19 protein-coding genes are annotated in these 15,607 nt (G+C 66.9%); 10 read left to right on the forward strand and 9 right to left on the reverse strand.

What is annotated here, in order from left to right:
* Positions 1-40 precede the first annotated feature (40 nt).
* A complete protein-coding gene (locus J0I99_RS12405; RefSeq protein ID WP_291397933.1) occupies positions 41-424 on the forward strand; it encodes a hypothetical protein in 384 nt (127 codons plus the stop codon).
* Positions 425-634: 210 nt separating this feature from the next.
* On the opposite strand, the gene J0I99_RS12410 is transcribed toward J0I99_RS12405, so the two are convergent.
* The 3 genes from J0I99_RS12410 to J0I99_RS12420 form a co-directional block, all read right to left on the reverse strand.
* The gene (locus J0I99_RS12410; protein ID WP_291397935.1) at positions 635-946 is read right to left on the reverse strand and encodes an urease subunit beta; all 312 of its coding nucleotides are present in this window, start codon (positions 944-946) and stop codon (positions 635-637) included.
* A 5-nt stretch (positions 947-951) separates the two neighbouring features.
* On the reverse strand, positions 952-1,254 hold the full coding sequence (locus tag J0I99_RS12415; RefSeq protein ID WP_291397937.1) for an urease subunit gamma: 303 nt from the start codon (positions 1,252-1,254) through the stop codon (positions 952-954).
* A 159-nt stretch (positions 1,255-1,413) separates the two neighbouring features.
* The gene (locus J0I99_RS12420; protein WP_291397938.1) at positions 1,414-2,232 is read right to left on the reverse strand and encodes an urease accessory protein UreD; all 819 of its coding nucleotides are present in this window, start codon (positions 2,230-2,232) and stop codon (positions 1,414-1,416) included.
* 186 nt (positions 2,233-2,418) lie between these two features.
* Here J0I99_RS12420 and J0I99_RS12425 point away from each other — a divergent pair, with 186 nt between their 5' ends.
* The gene (locus J0I99_RS12425) at positions 2,419-2,829 is read left to right on the forward strand and encodes a hypothetical protein (protein WP_291397940.1); all 411 of its coding nucleotides are present in this window, start codon (positions 2,419-2,421) and stop codon (positions 2,827-2,829) included.
* Positions 2,830-3,158: 329 nt separating this feature from the next.
* On the opposite strand, the gene J0I99_RS12430 is transcribed toward J0I99_RS12425, so the two are convergent.
* Positions 3,159-3,809, reverse strand: a complete 651-nt coding sequence (locus tag J0I99_RS12430; protein ID WP_291397942.1) for an ankyrin repeat domain-containing protein — start codon at positions 3,807-3,809, stop codon at positions 3,159-3,161.
* A gap of 181 nt (positions 3,810-3,990) precedes the next feature.
* On the opposite strand from J0I99_RS12430, the gene J0I99_RS12435 reads away from it, so the two are divergent.
* The 3 genes from J0I99_RS12435 to ettA all read left to right on the forward strand — a co-directional run bounded on the left by J0I99_RS12435 (position 3,991) and on the right by ettA (position 8,714).
* The gene (locus J0I99_RS12435) at positions 3,991-6,162 is read left to right on the forward strand and encodes an FdhF/YdeP family oxidoreductase (RefSeq protein ID WP_291397943.1); all 2,172 of its coding nucleotides are present in this window, start codon (positions 3,991-3,993) and stop codon (positions 6,160-6,162) included.
* Positions 6,163-6,165: 3 nt separating this feature from the next.
* Entirely contained in the window at positions 6,166-6,840 is a 675-nt protein-coding gene (locus J0I99_RS12440) for a DUF2461 domain-containing protein (protein WP_291397945.1), read from the forward strand.
* A 218-nt stretch (positions 6,841-7,058) separates the two neighbouring features.
* Entirely contained in the window at positions 7,059-8,714 is a 1,656-nt protein-coding gene (gene ettA, locus J0I99_RS12445) for an energy-dependent translational throttle protein EttA (RefSeq protein WP_291394119.1), read from the forward strand.
* Positions 8,715-8,718: 4 nt separating this feature from the next.
* Here the strand turns inward: ettA and J0I99_RS12450 are convergent, their stop codons facing one another.
* Positions 8,719-9,000: a hypothetical protein gene (locus tag J0I99_RS12450; protein WP_291397947.1), complete on the reverse strand. Its 282-nt coding sequence runs from the start codon at positions 8,998-9,000 to the stop codon at positions 8,719-8,721.
* 16 nt (positions 9,001-9,016) lie between these two features.
* Positions 9,017-9,793 carry a DpnI domain-containing protein gene (locus J0I99_RS12455; RefSeq protein ID WP_291397948.1) on the reverse strand — a complete coding sequence of 259 codons (777 nt, stop codon included), beginning with the start codon at positions 9,791-9,793 and terminating at the stop codon, positions 9,017-9,019.
* Positions 9,794-9,888: 95 nt separating this feature from the next.
* Here J0I99_RS12455 and tam point away from each other — a divergent pair, with 95 nt between their 5' ends.
* Entirely contained in the window at positions 9,889-10,653 is a 765-nt protein-coding gene (gene tam, locus J0I99_RS12460; RefSeq protein WP_291397950.1) for a trans-aconitate 2-methyltransferase, read from the forward strand.
* Positions 10,654-10,662: 9 nt separating this feature from the next.
* Here the strand turns inward: tam and J0I99_RS12465 are convergent, their stop codons facing one another.
* Positions 10,663-11,229 (reverse strand): NnrU family protein, encoded by a 567-nt coding sequence (locus tag J0I99_RS12465; RefSeq protein ID WP_291397952.1) that lies wholly within the window; start codon positions 11,227-11,229, stop codon positions 10,663-10,665.
* Between the two features lie 60 nt (positions 11,230-11,289).
* Here J0I99_RS12465 and J0I99_RS12470 point away from each other — a divergent pair, with 60 nt between their 5' ends.
* Entirely contained in the window at positions 11,290-11,619 is a 330-nt protein-coding gene (locus tag J0I99_RS12470; protein ID WP_291397954.1) for a hypothetical protein, read from the forward strand.
* 67 nt (positions 11,620-11,686) lie between these two features.
* Positions 11,687-12,544: an alpha/beta hydrolase gene (locus J0I99_RS12475; RefSeq protein WP_291391959.1), complete on the forward strand. Its 858-nt coding sequence runs from the start codon at positions 11,687-11,689 to the stop codon at positions 12,542-12,544.
* 29 nt (positions 12,545-12,573) lie between these two features.
* Here the strand turns inward: J0I99_RS12475 and J0I99_RS12480 are convergent, their stop codons facing one another.
* Positions 12,574-13,023 (reverse strand): host attachment protein, encoded by a 450-nt coding sequence (locus J0I99_RS12480; protein ID WP_291391960.1) that lies wholly within the window; start codon positions 13,021-13,023, stop codon positions 12,574-12,576.
* 164 nt (positions 13,024-13,187) lie between these two features.
* On the opposite strand from J0I99_RS12480, the gene rarD reads away from it, so the two are divergent.
* Positions 13,188-14,096, forward strand: coding sequence for an EamA family transporter RarD (gene rarD, locus J0I99_RS12485; protein WP_291397957.1), 909 nt, complete (start codon positions 13,188-13,190; stop codon positions 14,094-14,096).
* Positions 14,093-14,680 carry an MOSC domain-containing protein gene (locus J0I99_RS12490; protein WP_291397959.1) on the forward strand — a complete coding sequence of 196 codons (588 nt, stop codon included), beginning with the start codon at positions 14,093-14,095 and terminating at the stop codon, positions 14,678-14,680. Before rarD ends, J0I99_RS12490 begins: the two co-directional genes overlap by 4 nt.
* Here J0I99_RS12490 and J0I99_RS12495 read toward each other — a convergent pair.
* Entirely contained in the window at positions 14,662-15,570 is a 909-nt protein-coding gene (locus J0I99_RS12495) for a hydrogen peroxide-inducible genes activator (RefSeq protein WP_291397961.1), read from the reverse strand. The genes J0I99_RS12490 and J0I99_RS12495 overlap by 19 nt on opposite strands.
* Between the last annotated feature and the right edge of the window lie 37 nt (positions 15,571-15,607).

Genomic DNA, 15,607 nt, shown 5'->3' on the forward strand with positions numbered 1-15,607 from the left:
GGCCAGGTATCTGCTGGCCGGATCGCTTCTGGAGGCTCAGATGAAATCACGATTCGCAGTTGCACTTGCCGCGGCTCTCCTGATGTCCGCGCCGCAGTTCGCCGTGGCCCAGTACATGGACCTCAACACCATCATCTCCGGCATCGGCGACGCCCATTTCCTGCGCTCGGCCGAGCGGGCGGACGGCGCGGCCGGCCTGCGCGTGGTCCGGCTGTCGACGCTGGCCGGCGCGGCACAGAGCGCCTCGCGGCTGCATGCGGCCACCGCACTCAAGGAACGGGATATCCGCTACCTGCAGTCGAACCTGGTGATCAACCCGCTCGCCATGACCGCCATCCGCGGCGCCGGCGTGTCGCTCGAACAGATCGTTTCGGCCGACATCGCGGGCGACGGTGGCGGCGTGCTCTACGCCGACGATCTGTAGGGGCGGTGCTCCCGGGCAGCTGACCACCAAGGGCCCATTGAGCCACGGAGTCATTCCCACTAAAGCGGGAACCTCTGTTTTCGGTGCCTGTGGCCAAACGGAGATCCCCGCTTTCGCGGGGATGACCCCGGGCGAGGCAGTTGCAGTGGTTGCTGCCGACGAAGGGGAACACCTCGAGCGCAGCAGCCGTCTGCCCGCCCTACGCAAGCCTCAGAGTTTCCCCATCACCTTCTGCTGGAAGCCGTACACCTCGCGCTTGCCGGAAAGCGGCACGAGCCTGACCTCGCGCCTCTGGCCCGGCTCGAAGCGCACGGCGGTGCCGGCCGCGATGTCGAGCCGCATGCCGCGCGCCTTCTCGCGCTCGAAGCTCAGCCCCGCATTGGTCTCGTAGAAGTGGTAGTGCGAGCCGACCTGGATCGGCCGGTCGCCAGTATTGGCCACCTCGATGGTGATCTGCGGCGCGCCCTGGTTGAGCTCGATTTCGCCGGGGACGGCGATGATTTCGCCGGGGACGAAGGTCATGGGATTCACCGGATTGGTTCGTGGACGGTGACGAGTTTCGTCCCGTCGGGGAAGGTGGCCTTCACCTGCACGTCGTGGATCATCTCGGCGATGCCGTCCATCACCTGGGCGCGGGTGACGACATGCGCCCCGGCCTCCATCAGGTCGGCGACGGAGCGGCCGTCGCGGGCGCCTTCCACCACATAGTCGGTGATCAGCGCGATCGCCTCGGGATGGTTCAGCTTCACGCCGCGCTCGAGGCGTTTTCGCGCCACGATGGCGGCCATCGAGATCAGCAGCTTGTCCTTCTCGCGGGGCGTCAGGTTCATCGGTTCGTTCCAACAGGAGTGGGTGGCATCGACGTCGCCACCTGCACGATGTCATTCCCGCGAAAGCGGGAATCCCTCTCGCAGCCAGAGCGGGCCAAGGAAAGGATCCCGGCTTTCGCCGGGATGACACCGGTGGGTGAGCAAAACCATACTTAGTTCTCACAAGTGCCAGAGGCGGGGCAGGGCGCCCGCGCCGGAGAGCTGGGCAATTATTGGCGTGATGATGCGGCGCAGCGCAAGCCCGGATGGCGCCATGGCACGTATGACGAGGCGCTCGCCGATGACGCTGGCGCCGGACGCGCCGGACAGCAGCGGCCGGACGCGGTCGAGCCGCCGCTCGGCATCGGCCCCGACATAGAGCAGCGTGGCGAAGGCATTGGCGCCGGCGAGCAGCGACAGGCCGTCGCGCTCCTCCGCCTGGGCGCCGAGCCGCGTCGCCTCGGCATGGATCAGGCGGCCGGCGCGGCGGATGCGCCAGGTGTCGCGCAGATGGGCGTTGCGCGCCGTCTCGCCCATGGCCTCGCGGCCGAGCAGGATCGCCTCCACCGCAAGGAAACTGGCATCGGGCGCGAGATCGACCTCGAGGGTGCGGTCGAGGCGTGCGCCATCGAACAGGATCGTCTCCTGCGGCAGCCAGTCGAGCTGCGCGCCGGCCCCGACCTCGATGCGGGTGCGGACCCGGGCGTCGTCGCCGAGCGAGCGATAGACGCGCTCGCAGCCCTGCGTGGTCAGCACCAGGTTAGCGCCCGCGGCGGCATGTACGCGCCAGGCCACCTCGTCGCCGCCCGTCAACCCGCCGGCGGTGTTGATCAGCACCGCCTGCAGGCTCCGGTCATGCGTATGCGGCAGCCGGATCTTGGCGCAGCCGTCCTGGAACAGGGTGGTGAGCCGTGTCTTTCCCTCTCGCACTGCCGCTGCAATATTTCCGCAGCCGCGGGCCCGCTGCAGGCGGGCGTCACGCTCGATTTCTGAATTCATTTCAATCGCATGCGCGCACATATTGAGTCTTTGATCATCAGATCTGCGTTTGACGCTTGTCAAATATTACAGTCGAACGCGGTGATTATTGTGAAGCATACCGTGGCAATCCAGCTGCGGGTCACGCTGACACTGCCCGGAATGGGCATGTTCTTGCGGCGTGAGTGTTGTTGAAAGGAGTATACCATGAAGTTCCACCGCATCGGGGCTGCAGCGGCCTCCGCACTTGCCGTCCTGGCACTGGCCACTTCACTCGCCTTTGCCATGCCGAAGAATGTCGCCGGCCCTTCCGACATGCTGCTCAAGGCTGCCGACCTGGCTGGGCGTATCGGTCACTGGGACGCGACCGATGTCGCCGATTTCGCGAAAGCCGACACCATCTACGTCTTCCGCATCTCCGACGCCTACGACTTCGACGACCATAGCATGGTCAGCGGCGCGGAGGACGAGGCCGGCACGCTGGGCGACATGCACAAGGCCTTCGCGGCCAATGCCGACGTGGCCAAGTGGTTCAAGGACAATGGCTACGTGCTCAACGACATGATGGCAATCGTGCACATGCCGGACAAGAACGCCTTCGCCGTCTACCTGCATTGATCCGGCCTCTCGTGGCGTAACGCGACGCGGGCCGTCGACCGGCTGCCCGCGTCGACCTGCACCTGCGTGTTGCCCGCGAGAACGTCGAGCCCTCGCAACGGCGCGGCGCAACCTTCCCCACCCTGTGACGTTAGATGGCCAAGTCGCCGGCACGCAAGACCGGCACAGGCATATCGGCCGAGGCGGGGAGGGCTGACGCTCCCTTTTCGTCGACGCCGGTGGGGCGCGAAGCTTCGGCTTCGCGCCTTCTTTTTGTCCGCCTACTCCGCCGGTGCGGGGGCGGCTTCGGCCTCGGGCGCGGGGCTTGCGCAGCGGCCGCGTGGCGAGGGCTAGCCGGCGAGAGCGGCGAGCCTGTCGGCGAGCCAATCGTGGCCGGCCGCGCGGGCCAGCGTCGCGGCATCGGCGCCGGCGGCGTTGCGATCACCGGGGCGGGCTCCGGCGAGCAGCAGCAGGCCGGCAATGGCGCCGTCGCCGTGCTGGGCCGCTGCGTGCAGCGGGGTGAAGCCCTCGGCCTGCGCCTGGTTGGGATCGGCGCCGGCCAGCAGCAGGCGTTCCGCCATCGACGCGTTGCGCCGGGCGCAGGCGGCATGCAGGGCGGCGACCTGCTGGGGGTTGCGGGCGGAGGCGTTGACGTCGCGGGTCAGGGGCAGCAGCAGGTCGAAGGCCTCGGCGTTCTCGAAGTAGGCGGCCAGCGACAGGGGCGTGAAGCCGTCGGGCGACAGCGCGTTGGCGTCCCAGCCGCCGGCCAGCGCCGCTTCCAGCCCGGCGCCGTCGCGCAGGATGATCGCCTCGTGCGGGTCGAGCTGCCCGAGCCTGGAACGGATGGCTGCGACCGCACCGGCATTGCCCATATAGGCGGCCCAGGCGACCAGCGAGGCACCCGAGGCGTGGCGCGCCTGCACCAGCCCGGGATCATGCGCCAGCGCGCTCCGCAGTCCGTCCAGGTCACCCCGGGCCACCAGCTCGAAAGGATCGCTCATCCGGGGAGCATAGGCGCAGCCACGGCGCACCGGAAGTGCCGGCGATGGCCGGGGTCCCAGCGTTCGCCGGGACGACAGCCGGTGGGCAGGCGTCTATCCGGCACACAGGTCGGCCGCGAGCAGTTGTTGCAGTGGCTGTCCCGGTGCACCGATGCTAGTTTGCCGTGGACGAGGAGTTCCAATGACCATCGACGACCGGCCCCGCATCGTTGGCGGCGGGCCCAAGAAGCTGCTCTATACCGTCGACACCATCCGGCGCATGGGTGTCGGCAAGGCGGCCAAGGCGCTGACCGCCCGCAATGCCTGCAAGGCCTGCGCCTATGGCATGGGCGGCCAGCAGGGCGGCATGACCAACGAGCTGGGAGAATTCCCGTCGGTCTGCAACAAGTCGGTGCAGGCGCAATCGACCGACATCCAGCCGGCCATTCCCAGCGAGGCGTTCCTTCATCCGCTGAGCGACCTGCAGCAGTTGAGCGGCCGGGAGATGGAGAAGCTCGGACGCCTCAACACGCCGCTGTTCAAGGCGGCCGGCGCCGACCGCTTCGAGACGGTGAACTGGGACTTCGCCATCGCGCATGCCGCGGCGCGGCTCAGGACCACCGATCCGGACCGCAGCTTCTTCTACTCCTCCGGCCGCTCGTCGAACGAGGCCGGCTTCGTGTTCCAGCTGCTGGCCCGGGCCTGGGGCACCAACAACGTCAACAACTGCTCGTACTACTGCCACCAGGCGACCAGCGAGGGGCTGGGGAGCACCATCGGCAAGGGCACGGCGACGGTCGAGCTCGAGGACCTGACCGGCGCCGACCTGATCTTCGTCATCGGCGCCAATCCGTCATCCAACCACCCGCGCTTCATCCACATGCTGAAGCATTGCCGGGACCGGGGCGGCGACGTCATCGTCATCAACCCGGCGAGGGAACCCGGGTTGGTGAAGTTCGCCGTACCGAAGTCGCCGACCTCCATGCTCTCGGGCGGCACCGAGATCGCGTCCGACTATCTGCAGCCGCGCATCGGCACCGACATCTGGCTCCTCAAGGGGCTGATGAAGGCCATTCTCGCCATGGGGGCCGAGGATCGCGCCTTCATCGCCGCGCACACCGCCAACTTTCATGAACTCGAGGCCGATCTGGCCGGACTTTCCATGGAAGAGATCCAGTCGAAGACCGGGACTTCCATCGCGGACCTGGAGCGTGTCGCCACCCGCTACGCCAACCGGCAGAACGTCGTCTTCGCCTGGGGCATGGGCATGACGCACCACCTGCACGGGGTCGAGAACGTCGAGGCGATCGCCAATCTCGCCCTGCTTAGAGGCATGATCGGCAAGCGTTTTTCGGGCCTGCTGCCGCTGCGCGGGCACTCCAACGTGCAGGGCATCGGCACCATCGGCGTCAAGCCGGTGGTCTCCGAGCAGGTGTTCTCCGCCATGGAGCATGCCTTCGGCATAAAGCTCAGCCGAGACAAGGGCTTGGACACCATGTCCTGCCTGCAATCGGCCGCCCGCGGCGAGGTCGATGCGGCCGTCATCATGGGCGGCAACCTCTGGGGTGCCACCCCCGACACCGCCTTTGCCACCCGCGCCATGGACGCCATCGGCTTCAAGCTGTTCCTCACCACCACGCTGAACCGCGGACATGTCAATGGGTTAGGGGAGGGCGAGGTGCTCATCCTGCCCGTCACGGCGCGCGACGAGGAGTGGTCGCCGACCACGCAGGAGTCGATGTTCAACTACGTCCGGCTCAGTGACGGCGGCATCGAGCGGCTCGACAACGTGCGGCCCGAGACGGTGATCCTCTGCGACCTCGCAGCCCAGCTCATCCCAGACAGCCCGGTGCCCTTCGCCCGATTCAAGGAACACTCGCAAGTCCGCGCCGCCATTGCGAAAATCGTCCCCGGTCTGGAGCAACTGGCCGACATCGACGTGGCCAAGCGCGAGTTCCACGTGCGCAACCGGGTGATGCACACGCGCGAGTTCTCCACCCCGGACGGCAAGGCCCGATTCGCCGTCACGCCGCTGCCCCGGACGCCCGGGCAACTGACGCTGGCGACGGTGCGCTCCGAGGGCCAGTTCAACACCATCATCTACGAGGAGCAGGACAGCTACCGGCTGAAGGCGGCTCGCGACGCCATCTTCCTCAACCGGGAAGACATGGCGGAACAAGGACTTAGAGACGGGCAGCGGATCACCATCGCCTCGGAGGCGGGCCGCATGTCCGGCACGGCGACGGCGTTCGACCTGCCGCGCGGCTCGGCGCTGGCGTACTATCCGGAGGCGAACGTGCTGTGCGGCACGGCGGTCGACCCGCGCTCGAAGACGCCGGCCTTCAAGTCCGTGCCGATCTGGATCGAGGCATAGTCCATGCATTTCCCCAAGGAGACCCTGGCCTTCCTCGAGGGCATCGCGGCGCATAACGACAAGGCCTGGTTCGAGGCCAACCGCCCGCTCTACGAGGCGGGCTACGTCGAGGCGGGCAAGGGCTTCGTGGCCGAGCTTGGCCCCAGGCTCAGGGAGATCTCGCCCGGCGTGCAGTTCGAACCCAGGGTGAACGGCTCGATTCCGCGCATAAATCGCGACATCCGCTTTTCCAAGGACAAGCGGCCCTACAAGGACCACCTCGACCTGTGGTTCTGGCACGGCGACAGGCGCAGCTGGGAGCTGCCGGGATTCTGGTTTCGCCTTACGCCGGCACGGGTCATGCTGGGCACGGGCATGCACATGTTCACCCGGGAGCAACTCGAGCACTACCGCCAGTCGGTGATCCACCCGCGCTCCGGCAAGGCCTTGCTCGCGGCCGTGGCCGAGGTAAAGGCCAAGGGTGACTACCTGATCGGCGAGAAGACGCGCAAGCTCATGCCGCGCGGCTACGAGGCCGACCCGGAGCGGGCAGATTACCTGCTGCATGAAGGTCTCACCGGCTGGATCGAGCTGCCGGCCGCGGCCGCCTTTGCGCCGGGATTCTCGGATGCCTGCGTCACGCACTTCGCCAATACCTGGCCGATCGCGCGCTGGCTGATTGCCGAAGTGGCCGACTAGCAGGGGCCGTGCATGCCCCGGATCGGGCGGCAGGGCCAATCGGCCGCATCGCGGCGGGCCGGGGCGGGTTGCCCGCAACCGGCTCTTCCCCTACATACGGCGCTCGATTTCAGCAGTGGGCCGAGGGCCCATTCTTCACCCGGTCGCATGTCCGGATCGGAAAAGCGCGAGCGACTTTTCCCGGGCATGCTCCACTAGCGGCAGGATCCGTACGCTTCATGGCGCGCCAGTTCATCTATCACATGCACGGCCTCAACAAGGCCTACTCCAACGGCAAGAAGGTGCTGGATAACATCCACCTCAGCTTCTATCCGGATGCCAAGATCGGCGTGCTCGGCCCGAACGGCTCGGGCAAGTCGACGCTGCTGCGCATCATGGCCGGCATCGACACCGAGTTCACCGGCGAAGCCTGGGTGGCGGACGGCGCCAGGGTCGGCTACCTGGCGCAGGAGCCGCAGCTCGACCCGGCGCTCGACGTCAAGGGCAACGTCATGACCGGCGTCAAGGAGAAGAAGGACATCATCGATCGCTACAACGAGCTGATGATGAACTATTCCGACGAGACCGCCGACGAGGCGACCAAGCTCCAGGACATCATCGATGCCCAGAACCTGTGGGACCTCGACAGCCAGGTCGAAGTCGCCATGGAGGCGCTGGGCTGCCCGCCGGGCGAGGCCTCGGTTGACAACCTCTCGGGCGGCGAGAAGCGGCGCGTCGCGCTCTGCGCTCTCCTCCTCAGCCAGCCCGACCTGCTGCTGCTCGACGAACCGACCAACCATCTCGACGCCGAGACCACGGCCTGGCTCGAAAAGCACCTGCGCGAGTTCCCCGGCGCGGTGCTGATCATCACCCACGACCGCTATTTCCTCGACAACGTCACCGGCTGGATCCTCGAGCTCGACCGCGGCCGCGGCATCCCGTACGAGGGCAACTACTCGGCCTATCTCGGCTCCAAGGCCAAGCGCTTCGCGCAGGAGCAGTCGGAAGACGCGGCGCGTGCCAAGGTGCTGGAACGCGAGAAGGAGTGGATGGGCCAGAGCCCGCAGGCGCGCATGGCCAAGTCCAAGGCGCGTATCCGCGCCTATGACGAGCTGGTGAAGGTCAACGAGGCCCGAACCATGTCCAACACGGCGCAGATCATCATCCCGCCGGGCGAGCGGCTGGGCCAGAACGTCATCAACATCGAGGGCGTCACCAAGGCCTATGGCGACCGCGTGCTGATCGACAACCTCAGCTTCAAGCTGCCGCCGGGCGGCATCGTCGGCATCATCGGGCCGAACGGCGTCGGCAAGTCGACGCTGTTCCGCATGATCACCGGGCAGGAGAAGCCGGACTCGGGCACCATCACCATCGCCGAGAACGTCAACCTCGGCTATGTCGACCAGAGCCGCGACACGCTCAATCCCAACAAGACGGTGTGGGAGGAAATCTCGGGCGGCAACGACATCCTGATGCTCGGCAAGCGCGAGATGAACAGCCGCGCCTATACCTCGGCGTTCAACTTCAAGGGCGCCGACCAGCAGCAGAAGGTGGGCAACCTGTCGGGCGGCCAGCGCAACCGCGTGCACCTCGCCAAGATGCTGAAGTCGGGCGCGAACGTGCTGCTCCTCGACGAGCCGACCAACGACCTCGACACCGAAACCCTCGCCGCGCTCGAAGAGGCGCTCGAGGAATTCGCCGGCTGCGCCGTGATCATCAGCCACGACCGCATGTTCCTCGACCGGCTGGCCACGCACATGCTGGCCTACGAGGGGGAGTCGCACTTCGAGTGGTTCGAGGGCAACTTCGCCGACTACGAGCAGGACAAGATCCGGCGGCTGGGTCCGGACAGCGTGAACAATCACAAGGTGAGCTATAAGAAGCTGACGCGGTAGCGAGTCAGGTCAGTTCACCGTCGACAATGAACCGGTTCGCGAGCTCGTTGCTTGTGAACCGGGCAATGGGTTCATAGCGCGGCTTGTGGTCGGCGGAGTCGGGCGAGCGCATGACGACAAACAGACCATCCTGCTCTCTTACGATCTCGGTAAGGTCTTCAGAGGCGTAAGGTGACCAGTGACGTGACCCGCATTGCGGGCAATCATCGTCACAGCAGCACGACCATTCATCGCTCCACGCTGCATTGCAGTCCTGACAATGGTAGTGATTGAGATACCAAGCCATCCCCGCGCCCTCGATGCTATCGACCCATGCGTAAACGGTACTGGCCTCTCCCGACAAAATCCAGATACCCGCTGTCTCTCAGAACTTGAAGTTGTTGACGTATCTTCGGTCGTACGTTGTTGTTGTTTGGGTAGATCAGCTGCAGCCGGCCCTCGAACGCATACACGTCTTCGAGCGAGAATTCTGGCCGCCCAATCGCTTCCACCGCCTTCATCACGTCGAGCAGCCAACCGCGCGCTTCGACGCTCTGGTTCCGCAGGAACAACGTCTGCTGCCACTTGGCGAGGATGGTTTCGCGCCGCTCGGGCTGGCCGTTCCGCAGCACGTATATGCGCCCAACCTCGGGCACTTGGCTCAGCAGAATGTTTGATCCGACCCAACCTGCCCGCCGCGCCGTCTCCGCAAGTGGCTTCCGGCGCTGGATAATCTCTGGCACGAAGAAGTGCTTCGGCACTACGCAGACGTTCCGCACCTCCCGCGCCGCTTTGTCATAGCCAAGCAACAGCAGGTTCGGGTTTGTGTTCGAAGTCAGCCGAGCGATCTTGGTGTCGTACGCGCCGTCCGCTACCGAGTTGCCGAACGACTTGCCGTTCTTCGCCTTCACCTCATACTGGTCCGAGCACTCGGGACAGAAGAAATCAGCGACGGGGCTGTTGGCCGGAAATTGGCTCAGTCGCGGCGCGCCGCAATTTGTGCAGAACATCCAGTCGGCCACCCAGCGCTCCGTCCACACGCGTGCCTGTTGGGAGCCGCTGTCAAACGGGGTCTGGGATTCTTCGAAGCCAAGTCTCATGAAGCAACGCTAGCACGACTGCGCCGGTTCGCCAGTGGACGCCACTGCCCAGCATCCGCTATCCGATGGGTCGCCCAACCACACCGGAGCCCCCCATGCCCGACTGGTCGCCCTCCGCCTACCTCAAGTTCGAGGACGAGCGCACGCGTCCTGCGCGTGACCTGCTGGCCCAGGTGCCGCTGACGGCGCCGCGCCGGGTCGTCGACATGGGGTGCGGGCCGGGGAATTCGACCGAGCTTCTCGTCGAGCGCTTCCCTCACGCCGAGGTAGTTGGGCTCGACAATTCGCCCGCCATGCTGGCCGACGCGCGGAAGCGCCTGCCGGGCGCACGCTTCGCGGAAGCGGATGCGGCGAGCTGGGTGCCGGAGGCGGGGACGGATGTCGTCTTCGCCAATGCCATCTACCAGTGGGTGCCGGAGCATATCGCGGTGTTTCCGCGCGTCGTCGCGGCGTTGCCCGAGGGCGGGGTGCTGGCGGTTCAGATGCCGGACAACATGGCCGAGCCCTCGCATGTGCTGATGCGCGAGGTCGCGGCTTCGGGGCCGTGGGCCGAGCGGCTCCGCGATGCGGCGCGCCTGCCGCTGCCGCCGGCCCCGACCTATTACGATGCGCTAAGGCCCGTCGCGCAGCGCATCGACATCTGGCACACGATCTACAACCACGTGCTCGCCGGCCCCGAGGCGATCGTCGAATGGGTGAAGAGCACCGGGCTCCGCCCGTTCATCGACCCGCTGGCGCCGGGCGAGCGCGCGGATTTCCTCGCGCGCTACCTCGAGCGCATCGCCGAGGCCTATCCGCGCACGGCAGACGGCAAGGTGCTGCTGCGCTTCCCGCGCCTGTTCATCGTCGCGGTGCGGTAGCCGGCCGGCTCAGGCCAGCGGATTGGCGCCGAACAGCAGGCCGTGCAGGCCAAACAGCAGCGCCGCCGTCACCACCGCGCCGATGCCGATGGCGATGATGTCGCCGCGCGCGCTCTCGAACCGCGGCCGCGGTTCGTCGCGACGCAAGGCCGAGACCAGGTCGGCGACCGCATAGACCAGCGTGACACCGAACAGCAGCGTGCCCGCCGCGTCGCCGTTAGAGAGCAGGTGGCCTGCGGCCCAGACCAGCATGCCGACCACCATCGGATGTACGACGGTCGCCCTGATGCGGCCGATGGGCGCCCTGGGGGTGCTCAGCAGCACCAGGCTCACGAACAAGGCGGGCAGGGCGATCAGCCGGCCCCATTCCGGCGGCGCATAAAGCTGCGGTGCCTCGGGGCGATACAGGATGTAGCCCCAGATGATCAACCCGAAGCCGACCAGCGACACAAGCGAGTAGAGCCCCTTCCAGCGCCTCTCGTTGGCGCGCACCTGCGCCGCGCGCAGCCCGGGCGCAACGATGCGTACCGAGTGGATACCGAAAAAGACGACGAGCCCGAGAATCAAGATGAGCATGCTAGCCTCCGCATGCGTCGAACATGCCGCTTGGCGGCAGGCTGGCAAGGGGACGTTTGGATGAATTGGTCGCTGGGGCTCGGTGCGGGGCTGGTCATGCTGGTCGCGGCGCTGTCGCCCGCCCTCGCCAAGCAGGCCCGCTGCTACACCACCGACGACGGCTACTACGACTGCAGCTTCGAGCCGCTCGGGGGCGGCAGCTTCGAGATCGCGGCCGGGGGCTATCCGAGCTTCCAGATCGTCATCGACACGCCGGGGGTCGCCTTCGGCTATGGCCGTTACGAGGAGGGGGGCAACTTCGTCGCCCTGCCGGGCACGTTCAGGCGCAACGCCGATGACGGCGCGTGCTGGGACAATGACGAGACCGGGGTGCAGATCTGCGCCTGGTAGCCGATCTGGCCTCGGCGGCGTTCCGGTGCTAAGTGGCGCGCTTTCTCAAGCTGCAGGGCGCCTTGCCATGACCTCTCCCTTTGAAATCCCGTTCGACGGCGCGGTGATCCGCGGAGAGGCGGACGGGTTCGGCATTCCGGTCGTCTTCCTCCATTCCGGCGTCACCGACCGGCGCATGTGGGGCGAGCAGATGCAGATGCTGGCCGAGGAGGGCTATCACGTCATCAGCTACGACCGGCGCGGCTACGGCGAGACGACGACGGAGGACGTGCCCTTCAACCACCTCATCGATCTCGAGGCGGTGCTCGACCGGCTGAGCGTCCATGCCGCGATCCTGGTGGGCGCCTCAATGGGTGGCGGCCTCGCCATCGATTTCGCCCTGGAGCACCCGGAGCGCACCATCGCGCTGGTGCTGATGGGCACGGCCGTGACCGGCGCCGAGGGCTACGAGGTCGACGAGGAGGTCGAGCAGCTCGAGGAGGCGTTCGAGTATGCCAGGGAGCGCGGCAATATCGGCACGGCCAATCGCATCGAGGCGCACCTGTGGCTGGACGGCCCCTACGGCGAGGCCGGCCGGGTGACCGGCGACGCGCGCCAACTCTTCCTCGCCATGAACGAAATCCACCTCAACCACCCGGAGCTGACGCAGGAGGAGCGGCCGGAATCCGCGATGGACAATGTCCACACCATCAACGCGCCGACGCTGCTGGTGGTGGGCGAGCTCGACTGCTCCGACATCATCGCCTTGCACGAGGACCTGTCCGAGGAGATCGAGAACTCGTTTGCCGTGGTCATCGAGGACACCGCGCACTTCCCCAGCCTCGAGCGCCCCGACCTGTTCAATCCGATCCTGGGCGAATTCCTCGAGGCGGTGACGGGGCACGGCGAGGACGAGGACGAGGGGGACGGTGACGACGGGGAATGACGCTCCCGTCCCAAGGGGCCTGAGGCGGATCAGACCGGCAGCAAGTCGGCGAAGTGGGATTCGAGCTGCGCGGTCGGGGTATTGGTCAGGTCCTTCGGCAACTCGGCGATGATCGTGTCCCTGACGCCCTTGCTGAGCGCCGGGCGCAGGTCGCCCAGCGCCGTCGGGGCGGCGGCGACGATCAGGCGGTCGAAGGCGTTCTGCTGGTGCCGGCGCTCCAGTTCCCCGGCCACATGCTCGACGAAGCGGCGCTCGCGCACGGCCACTGGATCGGACGAGTATTCCATCGCGCTGCGGCCGTGCCCGACGGATGAATAGCTTCGGCCAGGGCGATCGGCCATGATCTCGCCGGCCTTCAGCGACTCCTGCTCGAACATCAGGCCGTCGACCGCCTTGAGCCCCCGTCCGGGGCCCGAGTGCTCGAAAACCTTGGCGGTTGCACCGTCCGCGATCAGGATCCAGGTCACCTTGGCCTTCATGGCACTCTCCATCTGGTTTCGTTTCACCAATGCCTGACGTGGCGATTGGTTTGATCACGATCAAGAAAGCCACTGGGCGAAATCACAAACTGTCATTTGTCGAAGCGGTGCGCCGGGGGTAGAAGGCGCCCGCGAGTGGGGCTGCGTGCCCGGAAGGACCGGCCTTGGCCTCCATTTCTACCACCGATGCCCAGCGCTCCGAGAGCGGGCTTGTCGCCGGCCTGGCGGCCTACCTGCTGTGGGGCTTCCTGCCGCTGCTGTTCAACCTGATGCGGCATGTGGGCGCGGCGACGCTGGTCGCCGACCGGACGCTGTGGTCGCTGCTGCTGGTCGGGATCATCATGATCGTCGGCGGCCGCACCGCCGAGGTGCGGGCCATCCTGCGCGACCACAAGGCCGTACGCTCCATGGCTGTCGCGGCCTTTGTGCTGGCGGCGAACTGGCTGATCTACGTCTATGCCGTCGAGACCAACCAGGTGCTCGAGGCCAGCTTCGGCTACTTCATCAATCCGCTCGTCAACGTCGCCATGGGCATGGTGCTGCTCGGCGAGCGGCTGAGCCGCTGGCAGACCGTGGCGGTCTCGATCGCGACGATCGCCATCGGCATCCAGGCCCTCGGACTTGGCGGCGTACCCTACATCGCGCTCAGCCTGGCGCTGAGTTTCGCGCTCTACGGCTACCTGAGGAAGACGGCGAAGGCGTCCTCGGCGACCGGGTTGTTCGTCGAGACCCTGATCCTCGCGCCGGTGGCGCTGGCCTATCTCGCCGTCACCTTCGTCCTCGACGGCGGGATCGGCGTCCATGCCGACCCCTATACCCTGGGCCTGCTGATGCTAACCGGCCCGGCCACGGCGCTGCCGCTGCTGCTGTTTGCCTTCGCGGTGCAGCGGTTGCGGCTCAGCACCATCGGCATGCTGCAGTATGTCGCTCCGTCGATCCAGTTCGTGCTGGCGATCACCCTGTTCGGCGAGCATCTGAACGGCGTGCGACTGGTCAGCTTTGCTCTGATCTGGCTGTCGCTCATCGTCTACACGGTGGATTCGGTGGTGCGCCGGCGGCGCGCGGCGACATGAGCGACGAGGCTCCGGCGCTGACCCTCGTCGGCCGGGTCGAGGGCGTCTTCGTCGTCGACAGCGAGGCGGTGCAATCAACCCCGCGGGCAGAGCTGCACCTCACCTATGCCGGCGTGGTGGGCGACCGCCACGAAGGCCTGCTGCGGCCCAGCGGGGCGCGCGAGCCGTGGTATCCGCGCGGCACGAAGATGCGCAACGAGCGGCAAGTGTCCATCCTGTCGGTGGAAGAACTGGCCGCGATCGCGGGAGCGCTGGCGCTGCCGACCCTGCCGGCCGAGTGGATCGGGGCCAACCTCGCCCTCTCCGGCGTGCCGCATCTCAGCCGGCTGCCGCCCCGCACGCTGCTGATGTTCCCGAGTGGCGCGACGATCCGCGTCGATGGCGACAACGGGCCGTGCCGGAAGTCGGGGGCGGCGATCGCCCGGCACCATCCCGATCGCAGCGATGTCGAGTTCGCGTTCGTGAAGGCGGCGGCGGACAGGCGCGGCCTCGTCGGCTGGGTCGAGCGCGAGGGCGTGGTGCGGCCGGGCGATGCGGTGAAGCTGCGCACCTGGCGGCTGCTGTCCTACCCGTTCGAGGGCTGAGGCGCCGGGCGGGCGCGCCTGATCGTGGCGGCCACGTCCTGGAACACCTCGGCGAAGGGCGTCGCCTCGCGCCAAACCAGTTGGAGTTGTCGGTGTGCCCCCGGCGACTGCAGGCGATGGATGCGGATGCGGTCTCCCGTCGCTTCCTTGTGCAGCGCGATCTCGGGCAGCAGGGTTATGCCCTGGCCGTTGGCGACGAACTCGACGATCGTGGACAGCGAGGTCGCCGCGAACGTGTGGCCCGCCGCTTCCGGATCGAGCCCGCAGGCGGCGATGGTCTGGTTGCGGAAGCAGTGCCCCTCGTCGAGCAGCAGCATGCGGGTCTGGTCGATCTCGTCGAGCGGCACAGGATCGCGCGGCTCCTCGTCGACGCCGGTGGCAAGCACGAAGGCATCGTCGAACAGCGGCACGCTGGTGAGGCGCGGACCACTCGGCCGCGGCTCGCTGGCAATGAGCGCCAGGTCTATGGCGCCGCTGGCAAGTGCCTCGATGAGGGCATCGGTACGGCTCTCCGAGACGCTGAAGCTCATGCCGGGGTGTTCGCGTTGCAGGGCCGGGAAGATCTGCGGCAGCAGGTAGGGCGCCACTGTGGGGATGACGCCGAGCCGAAGCGGCCGGGCCGGATGGCCGCGCGCGCCTGACAGGAGCGCGTCCAGGGCCTCCGCCTGCTCGAGGATCGGCCGTGCCCGGTCGACGAACTCGCGGCCCAGGGGGGTGGGGCGCACGGACTTTCCGAGGCGGTCGAACAGGGCCGACCCGCATGCCTCCTCAAGCTGCCGGATCTGCTGGCTGAGAGCAGGCTGCGTGACATGGCAACGGTCTGCGGCGCGGCCGAAATGGCCGGTTTCCGCCAGGGTGACCGCGTACTGCATCTGTCGAAGTGATACCATAAGCGATGTTTATCATAACTTGTAGTACAATCAATTG

This window comes from Devosia sp., from assembly GCF_017307495.1.
Classification (GTDB): Bacteria; Pseudomonadota; Alphaproteobacteria; order Rhizobiales; family Devosiaceae; genus Devosia_A.

Coding starts and splice junctions, on each gene's coding strand:
- J0I99_RS12450 (WP_291397947.1), bottom strand. CDS start 9,000: ATGGCTTGGTATCTCAATCACTACCATTGTCAGGACTGCAATGCAGCG.
- J0I99_RS12435 (WP_291397943.1), top strand. CDS start 3,991: ATGACCATCGACGACCGGCCCCGCATCGTTGGCGGCGGGCCCAAGAAG.
- J0I99_RS12475 (WP_291391959.1), top strand. CDS start 11,687: ATGACCTCTCCCTTTGAAATCCCGTTCGACGGCGCGGTGATCCGCGGA.
- tam (WP_291397950.1), top strand. CDS start 9,889: ATGCCCGACTGGTCGCCCTCCGCCTACCTCAAGTTCGAGGACGAGCGC.
- J0I99_RS12495 (WP_291397961.1), bottom strand. CDS start 15,570: ATGGTATCACTTCGACAGATGCAGTACGCGGTCACCCTGGCGGAAACC.
- J0I99_RS12440 (WP_291397945.1), top strand. CDS start 6,166: ATGCATTTCCCCAAGGAGACCCTGGCCTTCCTCGAGGGCATCGCGGCG.
- J0I99_RS12455 (WP_291397948.1), bottom strand. CDS start 9,793: ATGAGACTTGGCTTCGAAGAATCCCAGACCCCGTTTGACAGCGGCTCC.
- ettA (WP_291394119.1), top strand. CDS start 7,059: ATGGCGCGCCAGTTCATCTATCACATGCACGGCCTCAACAAGGCCTAC.
- J0I99_RS12405 (WP_291397933.1), top strand. CDS start 41: ATGAAATCACGATTCGCAGTTGCACTTGCCGCGGCTCTCCTGATGTCC.
- J0I99_RS12490 (WP_291397959.1), top strand. CDS start 14,093: ATGAGCGACGAGGCTCCGGCGCTGACCCTCGTCGGCCGGGTCGAGGGC.
- J0I99_RS12410 (WP_291397935.1), bottom strand. CDS start 946: ATGACCTTCGTCCCCGGCGAAATCATCGCCGTCCCCGGCGAAATCGAG.
- J0I99_RS12425 (WP_291397940.1), top strand. CDS start 2,419: ATGAAGTTCCACCGCATCGGGGCTGCAGCGGCCTCCGCACTTGCCGTC.
- J0I99_RS12420 (WP_291397938.1), bottom strand. CDS start 2,232: ATGAATTCAGAAATCGAGCGTGACGCCCGCCTGCAGCGGGCCCGCGGC.
- J0I99_RS12430 (WP_291397942.1), bottom strand. CDS start 3,809: ATGAGCGATCCTTTCGAGCTGGTGGCCCGGGGTGACCTGGACGGACTG.
- J0I99_RS12415 (WP_291397937.1), bottom strand. CDS start 1,254: ATGAACCTGACGCCCCGCGAGAAGGACAAGCTGCTGATCTCGATGGCC.
- J0I99_RS12480 (WP_291391960.1), bottom strand. CDS start 13,023: ATGAAGGCCAAGGTGACCTGGATCCTGATCGCGGACGGTGCAACCGCC.
- J0I99_RS12465 (WP_291397952.1), bottom strand. CDS start 11,229: ATGCTCATCTTGATTCTCGGGCTCGTCGTCTTTTTCGGTATCCACTCG.
- J0I99_RS12470 (WP_291397954.1), top strand. CDS start 11,290: ATGAATTGGTCGCTGGGGCTCGGTGCGGGGCTGGTCATGCTGGTCGCG.